The sequence below is a fragment of the Streptomyces sp. NPDC045701 genome, from assembly GCF_056432045.1.
This window is the reverse complement of record NZ_JBWKJV010000001.1, coordinates 164,341-190,595: the sequence shown is the minus strand read 5'-3', so window position 1 is coordinate 190,595 and position 26,255 is coordinate 164,341. Positions and strand designations below refer to the sequence as shown.

Annotated in this window: 29 protein-coding genes; 5 read left to right on the top strand and 24 right to left on the bottom strand. The window is 73.7% G+C overall.

The features are described 5' to 3' along the window. Window positions 1-26 precede the first annotated feature (26 nt). Both groES and AC07DW_RS01050 read right to left on the bottom strand, forming a co-directional pair. Window positions 27-335, bottom strand: coding sequence for a co-chaperone GroES (groES, locus tag AC07DW_RS01055; protein WP_019066754.1), 309 nt, complete (start codon window positions 333-335; stop codon window positions 27-29). A gap of 227 nt (window positions 336-562) precedes the next feature. After that, window positions 563-1,534 (bottom strand): polysaccharide deacetylase family protein, encoded by a 972-nt coding sequence (locus AC07DW_RS01050; RefSeq protein WP_478855483.1) that lies wholly within the window; start codon window positions 1,532-1,534, stop codon window positions 563-565. An 82-nt stretch (window positions 1,535-1,616) separates the two neighbouring features. Between AC07DW_RS01050 and AC07DW_RS01045 the strand changes: the two genes are divergently transcribed. Next, on the top strand, window positions 1,617-2,810 hold the full coding sequence (locus tag AC07DW_RS01045; RefSeq protein ID WP_478855711.1) for a class I SAM-dependent methyltransferase: 1,194 nt from the start codon (window positions 1,617-1,619) through the stop codon (window positions 2,808-2,810). Window positions 2,811-2,890: 80 nt separating this feature from the next. Here AC07DW_RS01045 and AC07DW_RS01040 read toward each other — a convergent pair whose 3' ends face one another. The 6 genes from AC07DW_RS01040 to tsaB form a co-directional block, all read right to left on the bottom strand. After that, the gene (locus tag AC07DW_RS01040; RefSeq protein ID WP_478855482.1) at window positions 2,891-4,147 is read right to left on the bottom strand and encodes an RNA polymerase sigma factor; all 1,257 of its coding nucleotides are present in this window, start codon (window positions 4,145-4,147) and stop codon (window positions 2,891-2,893) included. Window positions 4,148-4,206: 59 nt separating this feature from the next. Further along, window positions 4,207-4,563, bottom strand: coding sequence for a YciI family protein (locus tag AC07DW_RS01035; RefSeq protein ID WP_478855481.1), 357 nt, complete (start codon window positions 4,561-4,563; stop codon window positions 4,207-4,209). Between the two features lie 164 nt (window positions 4,564-4,727). Beyond that, on the bottom strand, window positions 4,728-4,982 hold the full coding sequence (locus tag AC07DW_RS01030) for a hypothetical protein (protein ID WP_478855480.1): 255 nt from the start codon (window positions 4,980-4,982) through the stop codon (window positions 4,728-4,730). Continuing rightward, window positions 4,979-6,085 carry a tRNA (adenosine(37)-N6)-threonylcarbamoyltransferase complex transferase subunit TsaD gene (gene tsaD / locus AC07DW_RS01025; RefSeq protein ID WP_478855479.1) on the bottom strand — a complete coding sequence of 369 codons (1,107 nt, stop codon included), beginning with the start codon at window positions 6,083-6,085 and terminating at the stop codon, window positions 4,979-4,981. Before tsaD ends, AC07DW_RS01030 begins: the two co-directional genes overlap by 4 nt. Next, complete coding sequence (rimI, locus tag AC07DW_RS01020; RefSeq protein WP_478855710.1) at window positions 6,078-6,581, bottom strand: ribosomal protein S18-alanine N-acetyltransferase; 504 nt, start codon at window positions 6,579-6,581, stop codon at window positions 6,078-6,080. The genes tsaD and rimI overlap by 8 nt, the downstream gene beginning before the upstream one ends. Before the next feature lie 17 nt (window positions 6,582-6,598). Then, window positions 6,599-7,255 carry a tRNA (adenosine(37)-N6)-threonylcarbamoyltransferase complex dimerization subunit type 1 TsaB gene (gene tsaB, locus AC07DW_RS01015; protein WP_478855478.1) on the bottom strand — a complete coding sequence of 219 codons (657 nt, stop codon included), beginning with the start codon at window positions 7,253-7,255 and terminating at the stop codon, window positions 6,599-6,601. A 105-nt stretch (window positions 7,256-7,360) separates the two neighbouring features. On the opposite strand from tsaB, the gene AC07DW_RS01010 reads away from it, so the two are divergent. Further along, window positions 7,361-7,927, top strand: coding sequence for a hypothetical protein (locus tag AC07DW_RS01010; RefSeq protein ID WP_478855477.1), 567 nt, complete (start codon window positions 7,361-7,363; stop codon window positions 7,925-7,927). A 441-nt stretch (window positions 7,928-8,368) separates the two neighbouring features. Here AC07DW_RS01010 and AC07DW_RS01005 read toward each other — a convergent pair whose 3' ends face one another. The 9 genes from AC07DW_RS01005 to AC07DW_RS00965 all read right to left on the bottom strand — a co-directional run bounded on the left by AC07DW_RS01005 (window position 8,369) and on the right by AC07DW_RS00965 (window position 17,195). Further along, on the bottom strand, window positions 8,369-8,569 hold the full coding sequence (locus AC07DW_RS01005) for a hypothetical protein (protein ID WP_478855476.1): 201 nt from the start codon (window positions 8,567-8,569) through the stop codon (window positions 8,369-8,371). A gap of 141 nt (window positions 8,570-8,710) precedes the next feature. After that, complete coding sequence (tsaE, locus tag AC07DW_RS01000; protein WP_478855475.1) at window positions 8,711-9,226, bottom strand: tRNA (adenosine(37)-N6)-threonylcarbamoyltransferase complex ATPase subunit type 1 TsaE; 516 nt, start codon at window positions 9,224-9,226, stop codon at window positions 8,711-8,713. Continuing rightward, complete coding sequence (locus AC07DW_RS00995) at window positions 9,198-10,424, bottom strand: alpha/beta fold hydrolase (protein WP_478855474.1); 1,227 nt, start codon at window positions 10,422-10,424, stop codon at window positions 9,198-9,200. The genes tsaE and AC07DW_RS00995 overlap by 29 nt, the downstream gene beginning before the upstream one ends. Before the next feature lie 23 nt (window positions 10,425-10,447). Further along, window positions 10,448-11,593: an alanine racemase gene (gene alr, locus AC07DW_RS00990; protein ID WP_478855473.1), complete on the bottom strand. Its 1,146-nt coding sequence runs from the start codon at window positions 11,591-11,593 to the stop codon at window positions 10,448-10,450. 92 nt (window positions 11,594-11,685) lie between these two features. Then, window positions 11,686-13,101, bottom strand: a complete 1,416-nt coding sequence (locus AC07DW_RS00985; protein ID WP_478855472.1) for an NAD(P)H-hydrate dehydratase — start codon at window positions 13,099-13,101, stop codon at window positions 11,686-11,688. A 3-nt stretch (window positions 13,102-13,104) separates the two neighbouring features. After that, window positions 13,105-13,473: a holo-ACP synthase gene (locus AC07DW_RS00980; protein ID WP_478855471.1), complete on the bottom strand. Its 369-nt coding sequence runs from the start codon at window positions 13,471-13,473 to the stop codon at window positions 13,105-13,107. Further along, window positions 13,470-15,317, bottom strand: a complete 1,848-nt coding sequence (gene glmS, locus AC07DW_RS00975; RefSeq protein ID WP_478855470.1) for a glutamine--fructose-6-phosphate transaminase (isomerizing) — start codon at window positions 15,315-15,317, stop codon at window positions 13,470-13,472. Before glmS ends, AC07DW_RS00980 begins: the two co-directional genes overlap by 4 nt. A gap of 70 nt (window positions 15,318-15,387) precedes the next feature. After that, entirely contained in the window at window positions 15,388-16,200 is an 813-nt protein-coding gene (locus AC07DW_RS00970; protein ID WP_478855469.1) for an ABC transporter permease, read from the bottom strand. Next, window positions 16,197-17,195 carry an ATP-binding cassette domain-containing protein gene (locus AC07DW_RS00965; RefSeq protein WP_478855468.1) on the bottom strand — a complete coding sequence of 333 codons (999 nt, stop codon included), beginning with the start codon at window positions 17,193-17,195 and terminating at the stop codon, window positions 16,197-16,199. Before AC07DW_RS00965 ends, AC07DW_RS00970 begins: the two co-directional genes overlap by 4 nt. A 149-nt stretch (window positions 17,196-17,344) precedes the next feature. On the opposite strand from AC07DW_RS00965, the gene coaA reads away from it, so the two are divergent. Then, window positions 17,345-18,337 (top strand): type I pantothenate kinase, encoded by a 993-nt coding sequence (gene coaA, locus AC07DW_RS00960; protein WP_478855709.1) that lies wholly within the window; start codon window positions 17,345-17,347, stop codon window positions 18,335-18,337. Window positions 18,338-18,368: 31 nt separating this feature from the next. Then, a complete protein-coding gene (locus AC07DW_RS00955; RefSeq protein ID WP_478855467.1) occupies window positions 18,369-19,307 on the top strand; it encodes a DUF389 domain-containing protein in 939 nt (312 codons plus the stop codon). A 62-nt stretch (window positions 19,308-19,369) separates the two neighbouring features. Here the strand turns inward: AC07DW_RS00955 and glmM are convergent, their stop codons facing one another. The 6 genes from glmM to AC07DW_RS00925 form a co-directional block, all read right to left on the bottom strand. Beyond that, window positions 19,370-20,728, bottom strand: coding sequence for a phosphoglucosamine mutase (gene glmM / locus AC07DW_RS00950; RefSeq protein ID WP_478855466.1), 1,359 nt, complete (start codon window positions 20,726-20,728; stop codon window positions 19,370-19,372). A 109-nt stretch (window positions 20,729-20,837) separates the two neighbouring features. After that, window positions 20,838-21,356 carry a 30S ribosomal protein S9 gene (rpsI, locus tag AC07DW_RS00945; RefSeq protein WP_356734380.1) on the bottom strand — a complete coding sequence of 173 codons (519 nt, stop codon included), beginning with the start codon at window positions 21,354-21,356 and terminating at the stop codon, window positions 20,838-20,840. Window positions 21,357-21,397: 41 nt separating this feature from the next. After that, entirely contained in the window at window positions 21,398-21,841 is a 444-nt protein-coding gene (gene rplM, locus AC07DW_RS00940; RefSeq protein ID WP_478855465.1) for a 50S ribosomal protein L13, read from the bottom strand. Between the two features lie 139 nt (window positions 21,842-21,980). Beyond that, the gene (locus tag AC07DW_RS00935; protein ID WP_478855464.1) at window positions 21,981-22,232 is read right to left on the bottom strand and encodes a hypothetical protein; all 252 of its coding nucleotides are present in this window, start codon (window positions 22,230-22,232) and stop codon (window positions 21,981-21,983) included. A gap of 30 nt (window positions 22,233-22,262) precedes the next feature. Next, window positions 22,263-22,490: a hypothetical protein gene (locus AC07DW_RS00930; protein WP_478855463.1), complete on the bottom strand. Its 228-nt coding sequence runs from the start codon at window positions 22,488-22,490 to the stop codon at window positions 22,263-22,265. Window positions 22,491-22,811: 321 nt separating this feature from the next. Beyond that, window positions 22,812-24,434 (bottom strand): ABC-F family ATP-binding cassette domain-containing protein, encoded by a 1,623-nt coding sequence (locus AC07DW_RS00925; protein WP_478855462.1) that lies wholly within the window; start codon window positions 24,432-24,434, stop codon window positions 22,812-22,814. Window positions 24,435-24,489: 55 nt separating this feature from the next. Here AC07DW_RS00925 and AC07DW_RS00920 point away from each other — a divergent pair, with 55 nt between their 5' ends. Next, a complete protein-coding gene (locus tag AC07DW_RS00920; RefSeq protein ID WP_478855461.1) occupies window positions 24,490-25,383 on the top strand; it encodes a hypothetical protein in 894 nt (297 codons plus the stop codon). Here AC07DW_RS00920 and truA read toward each other — a convergent pair. Next, window positions 25,348-26,211 (bottom strand): tRNA pseudouridine(38-40) synthase TruA, encoded by an 864-nt coding sequence (gene truA, locus AC07DW_RS00915; protein ID WP_478855460.1) that lies wholly within the window; start codon window positions 26,209-26,211, stop codon window positions 25,348-25,350. The genes AC07DW_RS00920 and truA overlap by 36 nt on opposite strands. Between the last annotated feature and the right edge of the window lie 44 nt (window positions 26,212-26,255).

Below are 26,255 nucleotides of genomic sequence, written 5' to 3'. Positions count from 1 at the left end.
CTCAAAAGCGATCTTGCTCGGGTGACTTACTTCTCGATGATCGCGAGCACGTCGCGAGCCGAGAGGACGAGGTACTCCTCGCCGCTGTACTTCACCTCGGTGCCGCCGTACTTGCTGTACAGCACGATGTCGCCGGTCTTGACGTCGAGCGGCAGGCGCTCGCCGTTCTCGAAGCGGCCCGGGCCAACGGCCAGGACGACGCCCTCCTGGGGCTTCTCCTTGGCGGTGTCCGGGATGACCAGGCCAGAGGCGGTGGTCTGCTCGGCGTCGAGCGGCTGGACCACAATGCGGTCCTCGAGCGGCTTGATGGCAACCTTGGAGCTGGTGGTCGTCACGATCCGACCTCCCCCTTCGGAGATCTCACGGGGTTAACTGTCTGAGGTGGCGACCAGGTGGATCCGTCGTCGCGGGTGCCGGACCTGCCCGTCGCTGTGTTGGCACTCTCCAGTGGGGAGTGCCAGACCCGAGACTATGACCGCGATTAGCACTCGGTCAAGCGGAGTGCCAATTCACCGCCCGGTCGTGGCGTGCGCCGGCCGTCCGGCGGCGGCCGGCGAGGGGCTCATACGTAGTCCTCCAGCCTGGCCACCGCGTAGCCCTTGGCCGTGACGACGTCCATCACCTGCCTGATCATGTCCGGCATGGTGCCGTTCCAGTCCTCCCTGCCGCGGAAGTGCGTGAGGATGATGTCGCCGGGGTGCAGGTCCCGGTCCCACTCGCGCCATTCCATGTGGTCGGGGAACGCCTCGGCCGCCCACAGGGGCACGGCCCTGACACCGCACGACCGGGCGGCGCGCAGGGTGTCGGCGTTGTAGTTGCCGTAGGGCGGGCGGAAGAGGGTGGGCCGCTCGCCGTACCGCTTCTCGATGGTGTCCTGCTGCCCGCAGATCTCGTGCTTCTGCTCCGCGTAGGAGAGGCCGGGCATGTACCGGTGGTTGAGGGTGTGGTTGTGCAGGGCGACGCCCCGGTCCCGCATCCGCGCGAAGTAGCCGTAGTCCTCCTTGACCAGGTAGTCGCTGAGGAAGGCGCTGTACGGGATGTCCAGCTCGTCCATCATCTCCAGCAGCCGCGGGTCCTTCTCCGCGCCGTCGTCGATCGTCAGGAAGACGACCCGCTCCTGGGTCGGGACGGTGGTGAAGACGGGCGGCAGGGTCGGGTCGCCGACACCGAAGCCCTTGCGGAAGGTGATGTGCGGCCGGTCGGCCGCCGCCGGGGGCGGGGGTGCGGCCAGGGGGGTGGACCTCAGGCCCCACTTGCGGGCGGCGACGGCACGGGCGGCCTGCGCCCGCCTGACCTTCTCCACGTACGCGGTGAGGGCGGCGGCCGCGTCCGGGGGCCGCTGGGGCTGCTGACCGGCGGCGGGCCCGGCACTGCCGCCGCGCAGCCCCGGACCGCCCCGGCCCGGTCCCGCGCCCGCCCCTCCGGCACCGGTCTCCGCCGCGCAGGCGGATCCGAGTGCCGCGAGCACCAGGGCGGCGACCAGAACTCGCACCCGCTTACTTACCATTTGACCTTTTTGTCGTACTAGCTGCATGGCGCCGCATCCTGTCAGCGCGCGGCCCCGGCCACCGGGAGACACCGCCGCCCGGCGCGCACCATCCCCCGCCTGGCCCACAATGGGCCGGGTGACCGATCTCGCCGCCTTCTCCGCGCTCCTCACCGACGAGGGCCAGGCCCTGCTCACCGCCCTGCGCGACCACACCCCCTCCCAGGAGCTGGCGGTCGCCTCCCGGCTGCGCCGCGACCACCCGGCCGACCTGGTCACGGCGGCGATCGCCCAGGCCCGGCTGCGGCAGCGGGCGGTCGCCAAGTTCGGCGAGCACGACGCGCACCGCATGTACTTCACGCCCGGCGGCGTCGAGCAGTCCACCCGCAAGGCGGTCGCCGAGCACCGCGCCGCCGCCTTCGCCCGCCTCGGCGTGCGCAGCATCGCGGACCTGTGCAGCGGCATCGGCGGCGACGCCATCGCCCTGGCCCGCGCCGGCATCCGCGTCCTCGCCGTCGACCGCGACCCGCTGACCGCCGCGGCCGCCCGCGCCAACGCCGCCGCGCTGGGCCTGGCCGACCTGATCGAGGTGCGCTGTGCGGACGTCACGGAGGTCGACACCTCGGCGTACGACGCGGTCTTCGTCGACCCGGCGCGGCGCGGCGGGAGCGGCGGCCGGGGCGGGCGGATCTTCGACCCGGAGGCGTACTCCCCGCCCCTGTCCTGGGCCGTCGACGCGGCCCGCGGGGCCCCGCACGCCGCGCTGAAGATCGCCCCGGGCATCCCGCACGAGACCGTCCCGCCGGAGGCCGGGGCCGAGTGGGTCTCGGACGGCGGCGACGTGAAGGAGGCCGTGCTGTGGTTCGGCACCCGGCCCGGCACGGTCACCGCGACCCTCCTGCCCGGCGGCCACACTCTCACCGGCCGCGGCCTGCCCGACCCGCCGGTCCGCCCCGTCGGCCGCTACCTGTACGAACCGGACGGCGCCGTGATCCGGGCGCACCTGGTCGCCGAGGTCGCCGAGGACCTCGGGGGCGGCCTGGTCGACGGGACGATCGCGTACATCACGGCGGACGAACCGCGCCCCACCCCGTACGCCACCGCGTACGAGATCACCGACGAGCTGCCCTTCAACCTCAAGAAGCTGAAGGCGCTGCTGCGCGAGCGCGAAGTGGGAACCCTGACGGTGAAGAAGCGCGGCTCGGCGGTCGAGCCGGAGGAGCTGCGCCGCAAGCTCAAGCCGAAGGGGCCGCACGCGGCCACGGTGTTCCTGACCCGCGTGGCGGGCGCGCCGGCCATGCTGATCGGCCGGCCGGTGAAGTAGCGCGCCGACGGCACCGCACAGACGTCCACCGGTGGAACCGCGCACAGGTCCCGCCCCGGGGCCACCCGTCGCGGCGCCGGTCAGGACGGGGCGTCCCCCCGGGCCGGCGCGCCCGGCGGTGCGCTCTCTTGTGCCCGCTCCAGCAGCAGGGCCCTCTCCCGGGCGTTGCGCGCCAGTGACGCCGCCCGCTCGAAGGCCGCACGGGCCTCGTCGGCGCGCCCGAGCCGGGCCAGCAGGTCGCCCCGCACGCTGGGCAGCAGGTGGTAGTCCCTCAGGGCCGGTGCGCCGGCCAGGCCGTCCACGATGACCAGCCCCGCCGCCGGGCCCTCGGCCATCGAGACCGCCACCGCCCGGTTCAGCTCCACGACCGGCGAGGGGACGACGGCGGCGAGCCGCCCGTACAGGGCCGCGATGGTCGCCCAGTCGGTGTCCTCGTACCGCGCCGCGCGCGCGTGGCAGGCCGCGATCGCCGCCTGGAGGGAGTACGGCCCCGTCCCGGCCCTCTCCAGCGCCGCGAAGCCCCGACGGATCAGCAGCCGGTCCCAGCGGCCGCGGTTCTGGTCGGCCAGCAGCACCGGCTCCCCACCCGGTCCGGTGCGCGCCGCCGTGCGCGACGCCTGGAGCTCCAGGAGCGCGGCCAGCCCGTGCGCCTCCGGCTCGCCGGGCATCAGCCCGGCCAGCACGCGCGCGAGCCGCAGCGCGTCCTCGCACAGGCCCGGGCGCAGCCAGTGGTCGCCGGCGGTCGCCGCGTACCCCTCGTTGAAGATCAGGTAGATGACCTCCAGCACGGAGGCGAGGCGGGCCGCCCGGTCCTGGGCGCGGGGCACCTCGAAGGGCACGCCCGCCCGGGCGAGGGATCGTTTCGCCCGGACGATCCGCTGCGCGACCGTCGCCTCGGGCACCAGGAAGGCGCGGGCGATCTCCTCCGTCGTCAGCCCGCCGAGCAGCCGCAGCGTGAGCGCCACGCGCGCGTCGGCGGAGAGGACCGGGTGGCAGGCGGTGAAGACCAGCCGCAGCAGGTCGTCGTCGATGTCGTCCGGCTCGGCCGTCTCCGGTTCGTACGCGGTCCGCAGGTCGCGCCCGACCTCGGCGAGCTTGCGCGCGTACGTCTCCCGGCGGCGTACGAGGTCGACGGCGCGGTTCCTGGCCGTGGCCATGAGCCAGGCGCCCGGCCTGTCCGGGACGCCCGACTCCGGCCACTGCTCCAGGGCGGCGACCAGGGCGTCCTGCGCCAGCTCCTCCGCGATGCCCACGTCGCGGACGATCCGGGCGACGGCCGCGATGATCCGCGCCGACTCGATCCTGAACACCGTCTCCACGGCGTGGGGTGCGCTCACGCCTCCTCATGGTGCCGTACCGGCCGGTGCCCCGCCGGCCGGTACCGCGCGGGTGCCGATCAGCCTTCGGCGATCTCCCGGACCTCGGCGGTGATGGTCCAGTACTCCTCATGGGTCCGGAGGAACCGCCGGGTCCACTCGACGGCCTCGGCCTTGTCCTTGCACTGGATGATCGAATACCCGCCGACGACCTCCTTGGACTCGGTGAAGGGCCCGTCGGTGACCGACAGCCGCCCGCCCGACCAGGTGACGCGGGTGCCCTCGGAGGTGGGCGTGAGCCCGGCGGTCTCCAGCATGACCCCGGCCTTGGTGATCTCCTCCAGGAGCTTGCCCATCCGCTCCTGGAGCTCGGGGCTCGGGCCCTCGGCGGGGGCGTTCTTCTCGTCGACGCGGATCATCGTCAGGAAGCGCGGCATGGCCGTCTCCTCGCTGTGGTGCGGCGGGGCCGTTCCCCGCCTTCACCCCTACGTCGAACGGGCGGCCGCCGGATCGACACCCGGCACGGAAGAACCTCGGGAATTTCCGGCGGGCCTCCGCACGGCCCGACCGGTCGGCTCGTGGTGCCGGCCGGACGGGCGGCTCACGTCCCGTGGGACTCGAAGCGCCAGCGGTGCACCGGGCGGGTGACCAGGTCCGGGGCGGGCTCCGGGAGCTCGGGAAGGTCGGCCTCGTAGGGGGCGTCCCACCAGGTGAGGACCAGCACCCGGTCGCCGGGCGCGGTGAACGTCTCGCGCCGGACCGGCTCGGCCGGGAGCGGCCGGGTGCGGGCCCACTGAAGGAGCTCCGCGCCGCGGCCCTCCACCGCGCGGGCCTCCCACATCAGGGTGACCTTCACGAGTACAGGTTGTCCTTGCTGACCTCGTGCACGTGGTCGTGGCCGTGGTCGTGACCGCCACCGCCGGGCACGTGCGGGTCCGTCACCGGCAGGGACGAGTCCGCCGACAGATCCAGGTCGGAGGCCGGCCGGTTGCGGGCCACCATCTCGGCGCCGAGGGCCGCGACCATCGCGCCGTTGTCGGTGCACAGGCCGGGCCGGGGGACGCGCAGCCGGATGCCGGCCCGCTCGCACCGCTCCTGGGCCAGGGCCCGCAGGCGCGAGTTCGCGGCCACCCCGCCGCCGATCATCAGGTGGTCGACGCCCTCGTCCTTGCAGGCCCGCACCGCCTTGCGGGTCAGCACGTCGACGACCGCCTCCTGGAAGGACGCCGCCACGTCCCGTACCGGCACCTCCTCGCCCGCCGCCCGCTTGGCCTCGATCCAGCGGGCCACGGCCGTCTTCAGGCCCGAGAAGGAGAAGTCGTACGCGGGGTCGCGCGGCCCGCTCAGCCCGCGCGGGAACGCGATGGCGGACGGGTCGCCCTCCTTGGCCAGCCGGTCGATGACCGGGCCGCCGGGGAAGCCCAGGTCCAGCACGCGGGCGATCTTGTCGAACGCCTCGCCCGCCGCGTCGTCGATCGTCGCGCCCATGGGCCGGACGTCGGAGGTGATGTCCGGGGCCAGCAGCAGCGACGAGTGGCCGCCGGACACCAGCAGCGCCATCGTCGGCTCCGGCAGCGGCCCGTGCTCCAGCTGGTCGACGCAGATGTGCGAGGCCAGGTGGTTCACCCCGTACAGCGGCTTGTCCAGCGCGAACGCGTACGCCTTCGCCGCCGACACGCCGACCAGGAGCGCTCCGGCGAGGCCCGGTCCCGCGGTGACGGCGATGCCGTCCAGGTCGCGGGCGGACACCCCGGCCTGCTCCAGGGCGCGCTCGATGGTGGGGACCATCGCCTCCAGGTGCGCGCGGGAGGCGATCTCGGGGACGACGCCGCCGAACCGGGCATGCGTGTCCACGCTCGACGCGACGGCGTCCGCGAGCAGGGTGGTACCGCGGACGATGCCGACGCCGGTCTCGTCGCAGGAGGTCTCGATGCCGAGGACGAGGGGTTCGTCAGCCATGACTCTCAGTTCCTTGTACGTCTGGTGCGCCGGGTGCGCCGGGTGCGTCTGGTGCGTCCTGGACGCGCAGGCGCATGACGAGCGCGTCGATGTTGCCGGGCTGGTAGTAGCCGCGGCGGAAGCCGATCGGTTCGAAGCCGAAGCGCTCGTACAGCCGCTGCGCACGGGTGTTGTCCACGCGCACTTCGAGCAGGACCTCGTCGCACTCGAAGGCGGTGGCGTGCTGGAGGAGGTCCGTCAGCAGGCGGGCGCCGAGTCCGGAGCCCCACTGGTCGCGGGCGACGGCGATGGTCTGTACGTCGCCGAGTCCGCCGGCCGCGGCGAGCCCGGCGTACCCCACCAGCCGGCCGCCGGTCTCGGCCACGACGTAGCGGCGGGTGGCGTGCGGGCCGCGCGCGTGGGCGAGCTCGGACCAGAACATCCCCTCCGACCAGGCGTCGTCGGGGAACAGCTCCCGTTCCAGCTCCAGCACCGGCGCGATGTCCCACCAGCGCATCTCGCGCAGGACCGCCGTCACTTGGGGGTGACCACCTTGTAGTTCTTCGGCACCTGGGCGTCGGGGCGCCGCAGGTACAGCGGGCGCGGCTCCAGGAACGGCTCGCCCGCCTTCAGCCGCTCGGCCGCCAGCGCCGCGAGGGCCGCCGCCGACTGGTGCTCCGGGTCCCGGGCGCCGGGGAACACCTCGCCGTACAGCCGCGCGCCCGCCCCGACCGCCGGCAGGCCGGCGACCCGCTCGGCGATGTCGGCGGGCCGGTCGACGGCGGGCTCGGTCACGCGGGTGCGGCAGTCGTCGTAGCGCGCCCAGTAGACCTCCTTGCGGCGGGCGTCGGTCGCGACGACGAACGGCTCGTCCAGCCCGGAGGCGTACGCGAGGCCGTCCAGCGTGCACAGTCCGTGGACCGGTACGCCGCCGAGCGCCGAGGCGAAGGTCGCGGCGGTCACCAGGCCGACCCGCAGCCCGGTGTACGGGCCGGGGCCGACGCCGACGACGATGCCGGTCACGGCGTCGAGCTTCAGTCCGGCGTCCCGCAGGACCCGGTGGACGGCGGGCAGCAGCAGTTCCCCGTGCCGGCGCGCGTCGATCCGCGTGGACGTGGCGACGACGGAGTCGCCGTCGTGGAGGGCGGCCGTGACGGCGGGTGTGGCGGTATCCATGGCGAGCAAGAGCACGCAAACAGCCTACGGCTCCGTGGCGGCGGGCACGGAGCCCCGGGTCGCGGGCATGATCCTGCTACGGTCACACCGCATACGTACGTGGGAGAGGTGGGCAGCAACGTGGCAAGGAGCAGCTCGGGATTCGTGGCCGGGCTCACCGCGGCGGCTCTGGCCGCGGTCGCCTTCCTCGCCTACCAGGCGTCGGCCCATGTCCCCGCCGACCTGTCGGCCGGGTCCCCCGCGCCGGCCGCCTCGCCGTCGGCCCCCGCGCCGAGCGGTGGCGCGAAGCGGCCGGCCGGTCCCGCGGCGGCGCTGCCGAAACAGTCCGGCTCGGGCGTGCGGGTGGTGTACTCGCTGAGCGGGAAGCGGGTGTGGCTGGTGGGCGAGAAGAACGCGGTGACGCGGACGTTCGCGGTGATGCCGAGCACGGTCGACCCGGCTCCCGGGACGTACGCGGTGACGTCCCGCTCGGGCAGCGTGCCCGGCTCCGACGGCGTGCGGATCGAGCACGTGGTGCGGTTCGCGACGGTCGACGGCGTGACGATCGGCTTCAGCGCGGCCGTCGACGGCACGATGGCCACCCCGGACCCGGCGCGCCGCACGGGCGGCATCCGGATGAAGCGGGCGGACGGCGACGCCATGTGGACGTTCGCGACCGTCAACTCGAAGGTCGTCGTCGTCCCCTGACCGGCTGTCGCCGCTGCCTTCCGGTCCGTCCGCGACCGGCCGGGAAGGGACCGGACCGCTGTCCGTCCGCGGCGGCGCCGTGGCGGTGGCTTCCGGACCGAACCGGCCGGTGACGCGCCGCAGCGGTCCGGGCGGTGGCTTCCGGACCGGCCCGTGACCTACTCGGCCCGACCAGTGACGCGCCGCGCGCGGGCGGTGGCTCCCGGTCCGGAGCGGCCCGAACCCGACCGGTGACCCGTGGCGGCACACGGGGGCGGTGGCTCCCGGACGGAGCGGCCCATGACCGGACTCCCCCGACAGGTGTGACGCGCGGCGGCGCGGAGCGTCGAAGTCCCCCGCAGCCCCTCCGCGCGGCGCGCACGGCGCACGTGGCGTTGTGCGGCCTGGCGTCGAGCGCCCCCCTCGGGACGGGGCGCCCCGCTCGGCGGCGGCGCCGGCGGCTTACGCGGCCCTGCGGCGCTCCGGCGCGGACGGCGGGGCCTCGCCGCGGGCCTCGCGGAGAGGGGCGCCGGGCGCGTCGTCGGCGCCCGCGCCCGCCTCGGCATCGGCGTCGGTCGCTCCGGGCGGCGTGGAGACGGCGCTCGCCGCCGCGCACGACGCCAGCAGATCGCGCATCGACACATTCTGCTCGGACGTCGGCATGGTCGCCTCCTCGGGCTGCGGGGCGGGCACGGTTAGGTAGACCTAACCAGGTCCTGGTACCCATGTGACCACGCCCGGGAGGTACGGCGCAACATCATGCCGACGTCTTGTCGGAAACTACGGCGCCCGGTTCCCGTCCCGCTACCCCAGCGCCAGGTCCACGCCGGCCCAGCGCGCCCCGTACCCGGTGAGCGTCACGACCCGCCGTTCGTCGTCCGTGGAGCCGACGACCCGGTCGATGACGACGTGCAGCCGGTCCTCGCTGAGGTCCTCCACCTTGCCCTCGCCCCACTCCACGACCACCACCGAGTCGGGCAGCGAGACGTCCAGGTCGAGGTCCTCCATCTCGTCGAGCCCGCCGCCCAGGCGGTAGGCGTCGACGTGGACGAGCGCGGGGCCGCCCGCCAGGGACGGGTGGACACGGGCGATGACGAACGTCGGGGACGTCACGGCCCCGCGTACCCCCAGGCCCTCGCCGAGTCCGCGCGTCAGGGTCGTCTTGCCGGCTCCGAGCTCGCCGGTCAGCATGACGAGGTCGCCGGGGCGCAGCAGCTTGGCGAGCGTACGGCCCAGGTCCTGCGTCTGCTCGGGGGCGTGGAGGGTGAGGCGGGCGGTGGCCGTGGCCCCCTCAGGGGCCGGGCTGTGCGGTGCTTCCATACGTGCCAACGTTAGTCGGTGCCGGCACGGCTCCGACCCGTACCAGCAGGTCCGCGAGCCGGTCGGTGACCGTCTCGGGGTGCTCCAGCATCACCAGGTGCCCACCGTCGGGCACGATGACCAGCTCGGCGTCCGGGAGCAGGCCGGCGATGGCCTCGGTGTGCGAGCTGGGCGTCACCAGGTCCCGGTCGCCGGCCAGCGCCAGCACCGGCACCTCGGCGAAGACGCCCAGCGCCTCGGCCTTGTCGTGCTCGGTGAACGCCGGGTAGAACTCGGCGACCACGTCGATGGGCGTCCCCTCGATCATCCGTTCCGCGAACCGGGCGACCGCCGGGTCGACGTCCTTCGACGAGAACGAGTACCGCTTGATCAGCCCCGCGAACAGGTCGGCGGTGGCCTGCCGTCCCCGCTCCACCAGCTCCGCCTGCGAGCCCAGCGCCCGCAGCACGCCCGGCAGCACCCGGCGCACGGCGTTGACGCCCGCGACCGGCAGCCCGTAGTTGACCTCACCGAGGTTGCCGCACGACGTCCCGACGAAGGCGACGCCGACGACCCGCTCGCGGATCAGCTCCGGGTACTGCTCGGCCAGCGCCATCACCGTCATGCCGCCCATCGAGTGCCCCACCAGCACCAGCGGCCCTTCCGGCGCGGCGGCGTCGACGACCGCCTTCAGGTCACGGCCGAGCTGGTCGATGGTGACCGGCACCCGGTCCGGGCCCTGCTGCGCCGCGCCCCGCCCGGAGCGGCCGTGGCTGCGCTGGTCCCAGTGGACCGTGCGGACCAGGCCCCGCAGCGCGGCGCGCTGGAAGTGCCAGGAGTCCTGGTTGAGGCAGTAGCCGTGGCTGAAGACCACGGTGACGGGGCCGGGCGACCGGCGCCCGAAGAGCCGGCGGCGGCGCGGCGGAGCGCCGCTGTCCGCCTCCACCTCGTCGACCTCGTAGTACAGCTCGGTGCCGTCGTCGGCCACGGCCCGGCCGGGGGTGCCGCGCAGCGCGCCGTACGGGCCGGCGGCGTCCAGCGCGAGGCGCGCCTTGCGGCGTATGCCGCGCCCGACCGTGAGCCGCTCGACGGCGACCCCGGCCGCCGCGCCGGCCGCGATCACTCCTATCGCGGCACCGGCGAACCCGGCGCGGCGCCAATTGCCGGCCGCGGCGGCGGACAGCGCCTCGGCCGCCTCCACCGAACTGGTCTCAGTCACTACGCCGCTCCTCCGGGCTGCCGCTACTCGTTGAGATAGACGCGTGGTACCCGTGAACCGATGCGCGTCACGATCTCGTACGCGATCGTGTCCGCGGCGCGCGCCCAGTCCTCGGCGGTCGGCTCACCGTGATCGCCTGCCCCGAACAGCACCGCTTGTGCACCCGGTTCGACGACGTCTCCCCGGAGGTCGACGACGAACTGGTCCATGGCGACCCGTCCGGCCACCGTCCGCACCGCGCCGCCGACGAGCACCGGGCCTCGGCCGGACGCGTGGCGCGGGATGCCGTCGGCGTACCCCAGGGGTACCAGGCCGAGGGTGGTGGGCCGGTCGGTGACGTAGTGGTGGCCGTAGCTGACGCCGTGCCCGGACGGCACGTCCTTGACGAGGGCGACGCTCCCCACCAGCCGCATCACGGGGCGCAGCCCGAAGTCGGCGGGGGTGCCGACCTCGGGGCTCGGCGAGACGCCGTACATGGCGATCCCCGGCCGTACGAGGTCGAAGTGCGTCTCCGGGAGGGTGAGCGTGGCCGGGGAGTTGGCCATGTGCCGCACCTCGGGATCGACGCCCGCCTTCTCGGCGTACGCGAGCATCTCGTGGAACGTCTCCAGCTGGGCGCGGATTGAGGGGTGTCCGGGCTCGTCGGCGCACGCGAAGTGCGACCACAAGCCGGTGACCTTCACCAGGCCCTCGGCCTGCGCGGCGAGGGCCTCGCCGACGAGCCGTGACCAGTCGGCGGGCTGGCAGCCGTTGCGCCCGAGACCGGTGTCCGCCTTGAGCTGCACGCGCGCCGGCTGTGCGGTCCGGCGCGCCGCCTCGGTGACCTCCCGCAGGGCCCACAGCCCGCTGACCGTCATGTCCAGGCCGGCCCGGATGCCCTCGTCCCAGGGGTCGCCGGGCGTCCACAGCCAGCACAGGACGGGCGCGTCGATCCCGGCGGCCCGCAGCGCGAGGGCCTCGTGCGGTGTGGCGGTGCCCAGCCAGGTGGCCCCGGCCTCCAGCGCCGCCCTCGCGCACGGCACGGCCCCGTGCCCGTACGCGTCGGCCTTCACGACGCCCATGACCTGAACGTCCGTCCCCACGCGCCCGCGCAGGGCACGCACGTTGGCGCGCAGCGCGCCGAGGTCGATCTCGGCGCGGGCGCGAAGGGTCTGTGCTGTCTCACTCATCGCGCCCAGTCTCTCAGGTGCGCGCCCCGCCTCCCCCGTGTCCCCGCCCACGCCCGGTGCCGGGCGGGGCCGGCGGCCCCGGCCGGGGCGTCTCAGCCCCGTACGTCCCGCCACGCCCCCGGCAGCGCCTCCGCCACGTCGCACGCCGCGACCGGGGCGTCCCGCGAGGCGCGGCGGGCCGCCAGCCCGTGGAGGTAGGCCCCGGCCGACGCGGCGTCGCGCGGCGCGAGGCCCGCCGCCAGCAGCGAGCCGGCCAGGCCCGACAGGACGTCACCGCTGCCGGCGGTGGCCAGCCACGGCGTACCGGTGGGGTTGACGCGCACCGGCCCGTCCGCGGAGGCCACCAGCGTGGTGGAGCCCTTCAGCAGCACCGTCGCGCCGTACCGCCCGGCCAGCTCCCGCACCGCCTCCAGGCGCCGGGACTCCACGTCCTCGCGGGCCGTGCCCAGGAGCGCCGCCGCCTCGCCCGCGTGCGGGGTCAGCACCGTGGGCGCCGGGCGGGCGCGGACCGCCGACGGGTCCAGGTTCCGCAGCCCGTCGGCGTCCACCAGGACGGGGACGTCGGACTCCAGGACGTCGGCCACGCCCGGCGTGTCGCCCAGGCCCGGTCCGACGACCCACGCCTGGACGCGCCCCGCCCTGGCGGGCGGCCCGGCGTGGACCAGGGTCTCGGGGTGGCGGGCCAGCACCGCGTCGCCGGCCGGCCCCACGTACCGCACCGCCCCGGCGCCGCCCCGCAGGGCGCCCGACACCGCGAGGACGGCCGCGCCGGGGTAGCGCGCCGAGCCGGCGACGATGCCGACGACGCCCCGCCGGTACTTGTCGCTCTCCCCCGCCGGGACGGGCAGGAGGCGGGCCACGTCGTCGTGTTGGAGGGCCTCGGCGTCGGGCACCGGCGGCAGGGCGAGCCCGATGTCGACGAGCCGCAGCGCCCCCGCGTGCTCGCGGGCCGGGTCGATCAGCAGCCCGGGCTTGTACGCCCCGAAGGTCACCGTCGCGTCCGCGCGCACCGCCTCGCCCGCCACCTCCCCGGTGTCGGCGTCCACGCCGCTCGGCAGGTCGACGGCCACCAGCACGGCGCCCGAGGCGCGCGCCGCCCGCACCAGCTCCGCGGCCCGCGGCCGCAGCCCGCCGCGCCCGCCGATCCCGGTGATGCCGTCCACCACCAGGTCGGCACGCTCCACCGCCCCGGCCGGGTCGCCGGCCACCCGGCCGCCGGCGCCCGTGAGCGCCGCCAGCCCGCCCTGGTGGGCGCGCGTGCCCAGCAGGACGGCGGACACGCCCGCGCCCCGGCGGGCCAGCCGGGCGCCCGCGTACAGCGCGTCGCCGCCGTTGTCGCCGCTGCCGACCAGCAGTACCACCCGGGCGCCGTAGACGCGGCCGAGCAGCCCGGCGCAGGCGGCTGCCAGCCCCGCCGCCGCCCGCTGCATCAGCGCGCCCTCCGGCAGCCTCGCCATCGACTCGGCCTCGGCGGCCCGTACGGTCTCCACGCGGTAAGCGGTACGCATGGGTCAACCCTCCGCGATCACCACCGCCGACGCCACCCCCGCGTCATGGCTGAGCGACACGTGCCACTGCCGTACGCCCAGCTTCGCGGCGCGCGCCGCGACCGTGCCCCGCACCCGCAGCCGCGGCTGCCCGCTGTCCTCGACGTACACCTCGGCGTCCGTCCACTGGAGCCCGGCCGGGGCGCCGAGGGCCTTGGCGATCGCCTCCTTCGCCGCGAACCGCGCCGCCAGCGAGGCGATGCCGCGCCGCTCCCCGCTCGGCAGCAGCAGTTCCCGCTCCACGAAGAGCCGTTCCGCCATGTGCGGCGTGCGCTCCAGCGCCGCCGCGAACCGGTCGATCTCCGCCACGTCGATCCCGACCCCGATGATCATTCGACGGTGACCGACTTCGCCAGGTTGCGCGGCTGGTCCACCTCGTTGCCCCGGGCCGTCGCCAGCTCGCAGGCGAAGACCTGCAACGGCACCGTGGACACCATCGGCTGGAGCAGGGTCGGCGTGGCGGGGACGCGGATCAGGTGGTCGGCGTAGGGCGTCACCGCCTCGTCGCCCTCCTCCGCGATGACGATCGTGCGGGCGCCTCGGGCCCGGATCTCCTGGATGTTCGACACGATCTTGTCGTGCAGGACCGACCGTCCGCGCGGCGAGGGGACCACCACGACGACCGGCAGGTCCTCCTCGATCAGCGCGATCGGCCCGTGCTTCAGCTCGCCCGCGGCGAAGCCCTCCGCGTGCATGTACGCGAGCTCCTTGAGCTTCAGCGCGCCCTCCAGGGCCACCGGATAGCCCACGTGCCGCCCCAGGAACAGCACGGTGTTCTTGTCCGCCAGGGAGCGGGCCAGCTCCCGCACCGGTTCCATGGTCTCCAGGACCCGGTCGACGTCGTCCGCGATCCGCGCCAGGTCCCTGACGACCGCCCGGATCTCGTCGCCCCACTGGGTGCCGCGCAGCTGCCCCAGGTACAGGGCCAGCAGGTACACGGCCACGAGTTGTGTCAGGAACGCCTTGGTGGACGCGACCGCCACCTCCGGGCCCGCGTGCGTGTAGAGCACGCCGTCCGACTCGCGCGGGATGGTCGAGCCGTTGGTGTTGCAGATCGCCAGCACCCGCGCCCCCTGCGCGCGGGCGTGCCGCAGCGCCATCAGGGTGTCCATGGTCTCGCCCGACTGCGAGATCGCGATCACCAGCGTGCGCTCGTCCAGGATCGGGTCCCGGTAGCGGAACTCGCTGGCCAGCTCCACCTCGCACGGGACGCGGGTCCAGTGCTCGATGGCGTACTTGGCGATCAGCCCGGCGTGGAACGCCGTCCCGCACGCCACGACGACCACCTTGTGGGCCTCGCGCAGCACCGCGTCGGGGATCCGCAGTTCGTCCAGCCGCAGCGAGCCGCCGGCGTCGATCCGGCCCAGGAGGGTGTCGGCGACCGCCTTGGGCTGCTCGGCGATCTCCTTGAGCATGAAGTAGTCGTACCCCCCCTTCTCGGCCGCCGAGGCGTCCCAGTCGACGTGGTACGAACGCACCTCGGCGGGCGCCCCGTGGAAGTCGGTGACGGTCACGCCGTCCCGGCGCAGCTCCACCACCTGGTCCTGCCCGAGCTCGATCGCCGAGCGGGTGTGGGCGATGAACGCGGCCACGTCGGAGGCGAGGAACGCCTCGCCCTGGCCGACCCCGACCACCAGCGGCGAGTTGCGCCGGGCGCCCACGACCACGTCCGGCTGGTCGGCGTGCACGGCGACCAGGGTGAAGGCGCCGTCCAGCCGCCGGCACACCAGCCGCATCGCCTCCGCGAGGTCGCCGCACGAGGAGAACTCCTCCGCCAGCAGGTGGGAGACCACCTCGGTGTCCGTCTCGGACTCCAGGACGTGCCCCCGCCCGGCCAGCTCGGCGCGCAGCGGTGCGAAGTTCTCGATGATGCCGTTGTGGACGACGGCGACCCGCCCCGCGTTGTCGAGGTGCGGGTGGGCGTTGGCGTCGGTCGGCCCGCCGTGCGTCGCCCACCGGGTGTGCCCGATACCCGCGCTGCCCGTCGGCAGCGGCCGGTTGTCCAGCTCCTTCTCCAGGTTGACGAGCTTGCCCGCCTTCTTCGCCGCGGCCATCGACCCGTCGGAGAGCACCGCGACACCGGCCGAGTCGTAGCCCCGGTACTCGAGCCGCTTGAGGCCCGCGATCACCACATCAAGCGCCGACTGCCCGCCGACGTAACCCACGATTCCGCACATGCCGAGCAGCCTAAAGCCGCCGCCCCCCTCAGGTCCGCAAGGCCGACCGTGGCCGGTCCGGGCCCGCCGGTCAGGCCTTCGCCCGGTACGCCCGCATGGCCAGCGGGTAGAACACGACGGCTATGCCCGCCGCCCAGACCAGCGACCACAGCACCGGCCGGCCGACCTCGCCGCCCAGCAGCAGGCCGCGGAAGGCGTCCGACAGGTGCGTCACCGGGTTGACGTTCACCCAGGCCTGGAGCCAGCCGGGCATCGTGTCGACCACGACGAACGCGCTGCTGGTGAACGTGATCGGGAAGATCAGCGTGAACCCGAACGCCTGCACCTTCTCCGCGTCGCCCGCCAGCATCCCGATGAGCACCGCGCACCACGACACGGCCGCCGCGAAGGTGACGACCAGCAGGAGGCCCGCGAGGAAGCCGCCGATGCCGCCGGTGACCCGGAAGCCGAGCGCCAGGCCGAGGCCGGTCATCAGCAGCACCGCCCACACGTGCTTGGCCAGATCGGCGGCGATCCGGCCGAACAGGGGTGCCGACCGGGCTATCGGCAGGCTCCGGAAGCGGTCGAAGACCCCTTTCGTCAGGTCCGTGTTGAGGGCCATCGCCGTGTAGATCGTCATGAACAGGGTGTTCTGGACGATGATCCCCGGCAGCGCGTACTTCAGGTAGGCCTCCGGCGACCCGGCCATCTGTCCGCCCATCACGTACGTGAAGAGGAGGACGAACATGATCGGCGTGATGCTGAAGTCCACGAGCTCCAGCGGGTTGTGCTTGACGGCCACCAGGCTCCGCCACGCCATCGTGGCCGTCTGCCGCAGGCCCGCACCCGGCCGCACCCGGCCGCCCGCCGTCAGGGGCGCGCCGCCGGCCGTCGTGGCGGTCATGCCGAACTCACCACCTTCTCGATGTCGCTGTCGTCGGGCTCGGCCTCCGCGTCGCCGGCGCCCGGCTCCGCGCGGTGCCCGGTGAGTGCCAGGAAGACCTCGTCCAGCGACGAGCGGCGCAAGGTCAGCTCGCCGACCGCGATACCCGCCCCGTCCAGCCGCCGGACGACGGCGGGCATCAGCTCCGGGCCGTTCACCGGGGCGGTGATCACGTCGCCCTCGATCTGCGTCTGCGGGCCGGCCGCCTCGGCGACCAGCGCGTGGGCTCCCGCCAGGTCGTCCGCCCGCACCGGCCGCACCTGGAGCACCTGGCCGCCGACCTGGGTCTTCAGCTCGTCGGGGGTGCCCTCGGCGATGACTCGGCCCTTGTCGATCACCACGATGTCGTCGGCGAGCACATCCGCCTCGTTCAGGTACTGCGTGGTCAGCAGGGCGGTCACGCCCTCGGCGACCAGGCCGCGCAGCATGTCCCACAGCTCACCGCGGCTGCGCGGGTCCAGGCCGGTGGTCGGCTCGTCGAGGAACAGGATCCGCGGCCGCCCGACCAGGCTCGCCGCCAGGTCCAGCCGGCGCCGCATACCGCCCGAGTACGTCTTCACCGCGCGGCCCGCCGCGTCGACGAGCTGGAACCGGTCCAGCAGCTCTGCCGCCCGGGCCCTGGCCTCCCGGCGCGGTATCCCCAGCAGGCGTCCGATCAGCAGCAGGTTCTCGGTGCCCGTCAGGTTGTCGTCGACCGCCGCGTACTGCCCGGTGAGGCCCACGAGCGAGCGCACGACCCCGGCCTCCCGCACCACGTCGTGCCCGGCGACCAGGGCCCGGCCCCCGTCCGGCGCCAGCAGGGTGGCGAAGATCCGGACCGCCGTGGTCTTCCCCGCCCCGTTCGGCCCCAGCAGCCCCAGCACGGTCCCCGTGCGGGCGGCGAGGTCCACCCCGGCCAGCGCCCGGGTCTCCTTGAATCGTTTGGCCAGGCCCTCGGCCTGGATCGCGTACGTCATGGGACCGATCCCCTCGGCTCGGGTCGTACCACGCGAACACCGGGGCACCGGCGCCCACCTCTCCCACAACTGTGACGCACGCCACTGACATTCCCGGGTCGCCCGAGGTGACCGAGCACACGGCCCACAACCCGGCCGCAAGCACGACAATGGCGGGTGTGATCACTTCGCCGCCACGAGGCACCGCCGCCCACCGCCGTGCGGAGGCCAGTCCGTACGTCGACCTCACCCGCGACGAGTGGAGCGCGCTGCGCGACAAGACGCCGCTGCCCCTCACCGCCGAGGAGGTCGAGCGGCTCCGCGGGCTCGGCGACGTCATCGACCTCGACGAGGTCCGCGACATCTACCTGCCGCTCTCCCGCCTGCTCAACCTGTACGTCGGGGCCACCGCGAACCTGCGCGGCGCGCTGAACACGTTCCTCGGCGAGAGGAGCGCCCAGCGCGGCACCCCGTTCGTCATAGGGGTCGCCGGTTCCGTGGCCGTCGGCAAGTCCACCGTCGCCCGGCTCCTCCAGGCGCTGCTCGCCCGCTGGCCGGAGCACCCGCGCGTGGAGCTGGTGACCACCGACGGGTTCCTGCTCCCCATGAAGGAGCTCCAGGCGCGCGGCCTGATGTCCCGGAAGGGGTTCCCCGAGTCGTACGACCGGCGCGCCCTGACCCGGTTCGTCGCGGACATCAAGGCGGGCAAGGACGAGGTCACCGCCCCCGTCTACTCCCACCTGATCTACGACATCGTGCCCGGCCAGCGCCTCACCGTCCGGCGCCCCGACATCCTGATCGTCGAGGGCCTCAACGTCCTCCAGCCCGCGCTGCCCGGCAAGGACGGCCGCACCCGCGTCGGGCTCGCGGACTACTTCGACTTCTCGGTGTACGTCGACGCGCGCCCCGAGGACATCGAGTCCTGGTACCTGAATCGTTTCCGCAAGCTGCGGGCCACCGCGTTCCAGAACCCCTCCTCGTACTTCCAGAAGTACACGCGGGTCAGCGAGGAGGAGGCGCTCGACTACGCCCGTACCATGTGGCGGACCATCAACAAGGTGAATCTGCTGGAGAACGTGGCCCCCACCCGCGGCCGTGCCACGCTCGTCGTACGCAAGGGCCCCGACCACAAGGTCCAGCGGCTCTCCCTCCGCAAGCTCTGACGACTCCGGACACCCCGAAGGGGCCGCGCCCGTGCTGCACCTGCGCCTGATCGTCCCGGCCGACCGCACCGAGGAGGTGGTCGGCACCATCGAGAAGACGGTCGGCACGACCCACCTCGTCGTCGTCCCCGGCGCCGCCCGCGACCCGGCGGGCGACCTCGTCCTGTGCGACGTCGCGCGCGAGGCGGGCGACGGACTGCTCTCCGACCTGTGCGCCCTGGGCCTGGACCGGTCCGGCTCGATCGCCGTCGAGGACATCGGGCTGTCCCTCTCGGAACGCGCCGAGAAGGCCGAGGAGGCCGCGCCCGGCGAGGGCGCCGACGCCGTGCTGTGGGAGCAGCTCCAGGACGCCACGCACGAGGAGTCCACCCTCAGCGTCACCTATGTGGCGTTCCTGACCCTCGCCACCATGATCGCCGCGTGCGGTGTGGTCCTCGACAACGCCATCCTGATCGTGGGCGCCATGGCGGTGGGCCCGGAGTTCGGCCCGCTCGCCGGCATCTGCACGGCGCTGGTGCAGCGGCGGCCCCGGCTGGCGGTACGGTCGCTGGTCGCCCTGCTGGTGGGGTTCGCGGCGGCCATGGGGCTGACGGTGCTGTTCGGCCTCGGGATGGACGCGGCGGGCCTGTTCACCGAGAGCATGCTGCACGGCGAGCGGCCCAACACCGGGTTCATCTACGCGCCGGACTGGTTCTCCTTCGTCGTCGGCTTCCTCGCGGGCGCCGCCGGCACGCTGTCGCTCACGTCCGCGAAGTCGGGGGCGCTGGTCGGTGTGGCCATCTCGGTCACCACCGTCCCGGCGGCGGCCAACGCGGCCGTCGCGCTGGGGTACGGCGACCTGGGCCAGACCAAGGGCTCCGTGGAGCAGCTCCTGCTGAACCTGCTGGCGATCGTGATCGCCGGCACCCTGACCCTGCTGACGCAGAAGTTCCTCTGGGCGCGGCAGCGCCGCCGTACCCGGCAGGCCTGAGGGCGCGTACGCGTAAGGGGCGCCCCACCGGCCACGGTGGGGCGCCCCTTATGCGGACGACGTCAGCCGAGCGCGGACTTCACCACGTCGGCGAGCTCACCGGCGACCGAGCGGGCCTGCTCGATGTCGGCGGCCTCGACCATGACGCGTACCAGCGGCTCGGTGCCCGAGGGGCGCAACAGGACGCGGCCGGTGCTGCCCAGCCGGCGCTCGGCGTCGGCGACGGCGCTGCCCAGCTCGGCGGAGGTCTTCACGCGCGACTTGTCGACGTCCTTGACGTTGATCAGGACCTGCGGCAGGCGCTCCATGACCCCGGCCAGCTCCGCGAGCGGCCGCCCGGTCGCCGCGACGCGGGCGGCGAGCAGCAGGCCGGTGAGGGTGCCGTCGCCGGTGGTGGCGTGGTCCGAGACGATGACGTGCCCGGACTGCTCGCCGCCGAGGGCGTAGCCGTGCTGCTTCATCGACTCCAGCACGTAGCGGTCGCCGACGGCCGTCTGGACGAGCTGGAGGCCCTCGCGCTCCATGGCGAGCTTGAAGCCCAGGTTCGACATGACGGTCGCCACGACGGTGTCGCCGCGCAGGGTGCCCGCCTCGCGCATGGCGAGGGCGAGCACGGCGAGGATCTGGTCGCCGTCGACCTCGGCGCCCGTGTGGTCCACGGCCAGGCAGCGGTCGGCGTCCCCGTCGTGGGCGATGCCGAGGTCGGCGCCGTGCTCGACGACGGCGGCCTTCAGCATCTCCAGGTGCGTGGAGCCGCAGCCGTCGTTGATGTTGAGCCCGTCGGGGGTGGCGCCGATGGTGATGACGTCGGCCCCGGCCTGCTGGAACGCGGCGGGCGACACCCCGGACGCGGCGCCGTGCGCCTCGTCCAGCACGATCTTGAGCCCCTCGAGCCGGTTCGGCAGGACGCTCAGCAGGTGGGCGACGTACTGGTCGAAGCCCTCGTGATAGTCGGCGATCCGGCCGACGCCGGCGCCGGTCGGCCGGTCCCACGGCTCACCGGTGCGGTGCTGGTCGTACACCGCCTCGATCCGGTCCTCCAGCTCGTCGGCCAGCTTGTGGCCACCGCGCGCGAAGAACTTGATGCCGTTGTCCGGCATGGCGTTGTGGCTGGCTGAGAGCATCACGCCCAGGTCGGCGCCGAGCGCGCCCGTCAGGTACGCCACGGCCGGCGTCGGCAGCACGCCGACCCGCATGACGTCCACACCGGCGCTCGCGAGGCCCGCCACGACGGCGGCCTCCAGGAACTCTCCCGACGCACGGGGGTCACGCCCGACCACGGCGGTCGGCCGATGTCCTTCAAAGGTCCCCGCCTCGGCGAGCACGTGCGCCGCCGCGACCGACAGGCCGAGCGCGAGCTCAGCCGTCAGGTCCGCGTTGGCGACACCGCGCACGCCGTCCGTGCCGAAGAGTCGTCCCACAGCTGTCCTCCGAGTTACTCCGAAAAAGCAAGGTGAAGCGTATAGACGTACGCCCCGGCAGCACGAAGGTGCCGCCGGGGCGTACGTTGAGCAGACCGAGCAGGCGTGATTAGCGCTTGCTGTACTGCGGGGCCTTACGGGCCTTCTTGAGACCGGCCTTCTTGCGCTCGACGGCACGGTCGTCGCGGCTCAGGAAGCCGGCCTTCTTCAGGGCGCCGCGGTTGTTGTCCACGTCCGCCTCGTTCAGCGCGCGGGCCACGCCGAGGCGCAGGGCGCCGGCCTGACCGGAGACGCCGCCACCCGAGATGCGGGCGATGACGTCGTAGCGGTTGTCGAGCTCGAGCACCTTGAAGGGCTCGTTGACTTCCTGCTGGTGCACCTTGTTCGGGAAGTAGTCCTCAAGGGTGCGACCGTTGATCTTCCACTTGCCGGTGCCCGGGACGATCCGGACGCGGGCGATGGCGTTCTTGCGGCGGCCCAGGCCGGCGGCCGGCTGCGGCTCGCCGAAGCGGGACGCGACGGACTCCGAGGTGTACTCGCCCTCGACGGGGACCTCGGACTCGAAGGTGGTGACCTCGGCGTAGGTCTCCTCGCCCTCGATGGGGTTCTCAACAGTGGTCTCGGCCACGATGCTCCTCAGATTCTCTTCGTCTTAGGGGGTGGCCGGACTTACTGCGCGACCTGGGTGATCTCGAACGGGACCGGCTGCTGGGCAGCGTGCGGGTGGTTCTCGCCCGCGTAGACCTTCAGCTTCGAGAGCATCTGACGGCCGAGGGTGTTCTTGGGGAGCATGCCCTTGATGGCCTTCTCGACGGCCTTCTCGGGGTTCTTCGCCAGCAGCTCGTCGTAGCGGACGGAGCGCAGACCACCCGGGTAACCGGAGTGGCGGTAGGCCATCTTCTGGGTCCGCTTGTTGCCGGACAGATGCACCTTGTCGGCGTTGATGATGATGACGAAGTCACCAGCGTCGACGTGCGGCGCATAGATCGGCTTGTGCTTGCCCCGCAGAAGGGTGGCGGCGGTGGTCGCCAGACGGCCCAGGACGATGTCCTGCGCGTCGATGATGTGCCACTGGCGCGTCACATCGCCGGGCTTGGGGCTGTACGTACGCACGGTCGTAGCCTTCGCTTCTTCAGTGAGTGGGTCCTGACAAGGCCACCCGGACGATCACGACAGCCTAGACGGCACGTCGGGGACGCAACCCGAGTGCCAGTCGCTGGTCATCGGCCCGGTGGACCGGCGTAACGGCCTCTCACGTGAGAACGAGCAAGCCAATACGCATAACGAACCAGAAGAATACGCGCCGTCCCCCACCCGGGTCAAAACCGGCCCGTCCGCACGGCGCGCGGACGGACCCGAACCGGTCAGGACGCGCCCGGCGCCGGGCGAGGGCCGGCGCCTGGTTCCGGTTGGAATCCCGGGTGATCTCGGCGTTCCTCCCGGTGCGTCGCCGCATCACGGCCATGTCTCCGACCAGCGTGTCCTCGCCGAGCACGATGGCCACGTGGTTCTCCGGCCCCGGGCGCGCGGCGACCTACGCGGTCAGCTCGGCGAACGCGGTCCGGTCGGCCTCCCGGAACGTGACGGCGACCTTCCAGCCACCCGTCCCCGACCTCAGAATTCGCACGTCCTCGAAGCGCCCGATGCCGATCCCGCCCGTGCTCCGGGCGACGACGCACGCGTCCCGGTTGTCGGAGGTGAGGAAGCGCCCCTGGGGCGCGGCTCGTCCACGGGCACGGCACCCGGCCGGTCCGCGAAGCACACCCCCTGCCGCACGCTCTCCACCTCCAGGATGCGCGGCGGCTGGTCCGGCGCGCCGACCGCCCGCCTCCAGGGCCGTACGACGGCGAGCAGCGCCCCCGTGAGCACGGCCCCCGCCGCGACCGCCCACGGCAGCCGGGTGCGCCGCGCCCACGGGCCGGCCGGGCTGCCGGGCCGTCCGGGCCACCGTCGGCGCGCCCGTCCTCGCCGGCGCGGGCCCCGGACCCGCCGGCGCCTCCGGGGCGCTGAACGGCCCGAACCGGTACCCCGGACCCATCGGCCCCACCCCCGGCCGGACCCCACCCGCGTCCGTCCCGCGCGGCTATCGCGCCCGCTCGACCCGCCGCTCGTCCCACACCGGCTCCGGCGTCTCGCGCACGACGCCGTCCGAGCCGAAGACCAGGTACCGGTCGAAGGAGCGGGCGAACCAGCGGTCGTGCGTGACCGCCAGCACCGTCCCCTCGTACGCCTCCAGCCCCACCTGGAGCGCCTCGGCCGACTCCAGATCCAGGTTGTCGGTGGGCTCGTCCAGCAGCAGCGCGGTCGTGCCCGCGAGCTCCAGCAGCAGGATCTGGAACCGCGCCTGCTGCCCGCCCGACAGCCGGTCGAAGACCTGGTCGCCCTGCCGTTCCAGCTCGTACCGCCGCAGCACCGACATCGCCCCGCCCCGGTCCTTGGCGTGCTCGGACCACAGGATGTCGACCAGCGTCCGGCCCATCAGTTCCGGGTGGGCGTGGGTCTGCGCGAAGTGCCCGGGCACCACCCGGGCGCCCAGCTTCCAGTCGCCGGTGAAGGCCACCGACGCGTCCCCGGCCAGCAGCCGCAGGAAGTGCGACTTGCCCGAGCCGTTCGACCCGAGGACCGCGACCCGCTCCCCGTAGAACACCTCCAGGTCGAACGGTCGCATCAGCCCGACCAGCTCCAGCTTCTCGCACGTGACGGCCCGCACCCCGGTGCGCCCGCCCTTCAGCCGCATCCGGATGTCCTGCTCCCGCGGCGGCTCCGGCGGCGGGCCGGCCTCCTCGAACTTCCGCAGCCGGGTCTGGGCGGCCGCGTACCGGGACGCCATCTCGTGGCTGACCGACGCAGCCTGCCGGAGGTTGACCACCAGCCGCTTCAGCTGGGCGTGCTTCTCCTCCCACCTGCGCTTGAGCTCCTCGAACCGCGCGAACCGCTCCCGCCGCGCCTCGTGGAACGTCGCGAAGCCGCCGCCGTGCACCCAGACGTCCGACCCCGCCGGGCCCGGCTCCACGGCCACGATCTTCTCGGCGGCCCGCGCCAGCAGCTCCCGGTCGTGCGAGACGAACAGCACGGTCTTGCGGGTCTCGGCCAGCCGCTCCTCCAGCCACCGCTTGCCGGGCACGTCCAGGTAGTTGTCCGGCTCGTCGAGCAGCAGGACCTCCTCCGGACCGCGCAGCAGCGCCTCCAGCACCAGCCGCTTCTGCTCACCGCCGCTGAGCGTGCGCACCTCGCGGAACTGCGCCTTGTCGTACGGCACGCCCAGCGCCGCCATGGTGCACATGTCCCAGACGGTCTCGGCCTCGTACCCCCGCGCCTCCGCCCAGTCGCTCAGCGCCTGCGCGTACGCCATCTGCGCGGCCTCGTCGTCGACGGTGAGGATGCGGTGCTCGGCCGCGTCCACGGCCGCCGCGGCCTCCCGGATCCGCGCCGGCGCGACCGACACCAGCAGGTCCCGTACGCTCCGCTCGTCGCGCACCGACCCGACGAACTGCGGCATCACGCCCAGTCCGCCCGAGACGGTCACCGAGCCGCCGTGCGGCTGGAGGTCCCCCGCGATCAGCCGCAGCAGCGTCGTCTTGCCCGCCCCGTTCGCGCCGACGAGCGCCACCACCGCGCCCTCGCCCACCCGGAACGACACGTCGCCGAGCAGCACCCGCCCGTCCGGCAGGTAGTACTCCAGATGCCCGACCTCTACATGTCCCATGGGCGCATTGTCTCCGGGGGCCGCCCCGTGCCCCAACCGGATTAGGATGCGCGGCATGAGCTTTGGGGGGCCTCAGTGGCCGCAGCAGCCGCACGATCCGTACCAGCAGGACCCGTACCGGCAGGACCCGTACACGGCGGAGACGCCGGACTGGAGCGCCCTCGCGGAGGCCGCAGCCGCCCGTACGCGGCGCAAGCGCCTGCTGATCGTCGGCGGCGCGGCGCTCGCCACCGCGCTCGTGGGCACCGTCATCGCGACAGCGATCGTCTCCACGAACAAGAAGGACGACGACGGGGCCAACCTCGCGGACACCACCAGCGCCGCTCCGGAGCTGCCCACCGACACCGCCAAACCGCAGCCGTCCTTCTCCTCGGTGGCTCCCCCGCCCCCGCCGAACCCGATGGACTTCATCTCCAGCGCCCGGAAGGACACCGCGCCGCTCAGCGCCGAGTCCCTCTTCCCCGGCAAGAAGCTCACGATGGGTGACCGCGTCCACCGGAAGGGCGCCACCGCCTCCACCACGAACTGCGCGGCGGCGGCGGAGGACGGCCTCGGCGCGGTCCTGGACCGCAACGGCTGCCGGCGCGTGATCCGCGCCACGTACGAGAAGGACGGCGTCGCCGTCACGGTCGGGGTCGCGCTGTTCGACACCAAGGAGGCCGCGCTCAGGGCCAAGGAGCAGACGGTCGGCGGCATCACCCCGCTCGCCGGGTCCGGCGTCGACGGATTCTGCCGGGCGCAGACGGTGTGCCTGCGCCGCGCCAACTCGCTCGGCCGGTACGCCTACTTCACCCAGGCGGGCTTCACCAGCGGCAAGAAGGTCACCAAGAGCGACCGGGCGGTCTTCCAGGTCAGCGACGACCTCGGGTCCTTCGCCTTCAACCAGATCTACGCCCGGGGCCGCGCCCAGGCCTCAGCAGCAGCCACCGCTCCCGCCGCGAACCAGTGAGCGCTTGTTGCGGGCCTCCAGGTTCCTGGCGGCCAGCAGCTCGTCGGCCGGGTAACCGACCTCCTCCAGCGTGAGCCCGTGCGGGCGCACCACGTGGACGGCCGAGTCCCGCACGCCCGCGGCCAGCACCTTCCCCGGCCAGTCCACCGGCCGGTGCCCGTCGCCCACGAACAGCAGCGCGCCGACCAGTGAGCGGACCATGTTGTGGCAGAAGGCGTCCGCCTTCACCGTGGCCTCCAGGACGCCGGACGGCAGCCGCTCCCACCGCAGCTCCTGGAGCGTGCGAATGGTCGTCGCCCCTTCTCGCTTCTTGCAGTAGGCGGCGAAGTCGTGCTCCCCCAGCAGCGGCTCGGCGGCGGCGTTCATCGCGTCGACGTCCAGCGGCCAGTCGTGCCACAGGATGTGCCCGCGCAGCAGCGGGTCGACGCCACCGGGGGTGTCGGTCACCCGGTACGCGTACCGCCGCCAGATCGCCGAGAACCGCGCGTTGAACCCGGTCGGCGCCTCCTCGACCCGCCACACCCGCACGTCGTGCCCCAGCCGCCCGGCCAGCCGCCGCAACAGCTTGTCCCGGTGCTCGGCCCACACCGCCTCCGGCAGGTCGACGTGGGCGACCTGCCCGCGCGCGTGCACCCCGGCGTCCGTCCGGCCCGCGACGGTCAGCTCGTACGTCTCGGAGGAACGCGTCACCGTGCGCAGCGCGTCCTCGATCTCCCCCTGCACGGTCCGCTGCCCGCCGGCCTGCTTGGCCCAGCCGTGGAAGTCCTTGCCGTCGTACGAAAGGTCCAGCCGCACCCGTACGGAACCGGGCTTCACGTCATCGCTCACGCGTACATCCTCTCAAGCGGAACGGGCCCGCCCCCCGCGAGGGG

What these genes read in the sequence shown, in the direction of transcription:
- AC07DW_RS00965 (WP_478855468.1), bottom strand. Translation starts at nt 17,195, where the DNA reads ATGACGTACGCGATCCAGGCCGAGGGCCTGGCCAAACGATTCAAGGAG.
- AC07DW_RS00970 (WP_478855469.1), bottom strand. Translation starts at nt 16,200, where the DNA reads ATGACCGCCACGACGGCCGGCGGCGCGCCCCTGACGGCGGGCGGCCGG.
- AC07DW_RS00925 (WP_478855462.1), bottom strand. Translation starts at nt 24,434, where the DNA reads ATGGGACATGTAGAGGTCGGGCATCTGGAGTACTACCTGCCGGACGGG.
- AC07DW_RS00920 (WP_478855461.1), top strand. Translation starts at nt 24,490, where the DNA reads ATGAGCTTTGGGGGGCCTCAGTGGCCGCAGCAGCCGCACGATCCGTAC.
- tsaE (WP_478855475.1), bottom strand. Translation starts at nt 9,226, where the DNA reads ATGGAAGCACCGCACAGCCCGGCCCCTGAGGGGGCCACGGCCACCGCC.
- alr (WP_478855473.1), bottom strand. Translation starts at nt 11,593, where the DNA reads ATGAGTGAGACAGCACAGACCCTTCGCGCCCGCGCCGAGATCGACCTC.
- AC07DW_RS01050 (WP_478855483.1), bottom strand. Translation starts at nt 1,534, where the DNA reads ATGCAGCTAGTACGACAAAAAGGTCAAATGGTAAGTAAGCGGGTGCGA.
- AC07DW_RS00980 (WP_478855471.1), bottom strand. Translation starts at nt 13,473, where the DNA reads ATGATCATCGGGGTCGGGATCGACGTGGCGGAGATCGACCGGTTCGCG.
- AC07DW_RS00985 (WP_478855472.1), bottom strand. Translation starts at nt 13,101, where the DNA reads ATGCGTACCGCTTACCGCGTGGAGACCGTACGGGCCGCCGAGGCCGAG.
- glmS (WP_478855470.1), bottom strand. Translation starts at nt 15,317, where the DNA reads ATGTGCGGAATCGTGGGTTACGTCGGCGGGCAGTCGGCGCTTGATGTG.
- AC07DW_RS01045 (WP_478855711.1), top strand. Translation starts at nt 1,617, where the DNA reads ATGGGCCGGGTGACCGATCTCGCCGCCTTCTCCGCGCTCCTCACCGAC.
- rimI (WP_478855710.1), bottom strand. Translation starts at nt 6,581, where the DNA reads ATGCGCTGGTGGGACATCGCGCCGGTGCTGGAGCTGGAACGGGAGCTG.
- AC07DW_RS01005 (WP_478855476.1), bottom strand. Translation starts at nt 8,569, where the DNA reads ATGCCGACGTCCGAGCAGAATGTGTCGATGCGCGATCTGCTGGCGTCG.
- coaA (WP_478855709.1), top strand. Translation starts at nt 17,345, where the DNA reads ATGGCGGGTGTGATCACTTCGCCGCCACGAGGCACCGCCGCCCACCGC.
- tsaD (WP_478855479.1), bottom strand. Translation starts at nt 6,085, where the DNA reads ATGGCTGACGAACCCCTCGTCCTCGGCATCGAGACCTCCTGCGACGAG.
- AC07DW_RS01035 (WP_478855481.1), bottom strand. Translation starts at nt 4,563, where the DNA reads ATGCCGCGCTTCCTGACGATGATCCGCGTCGACGAGAAGAACGCCCCC.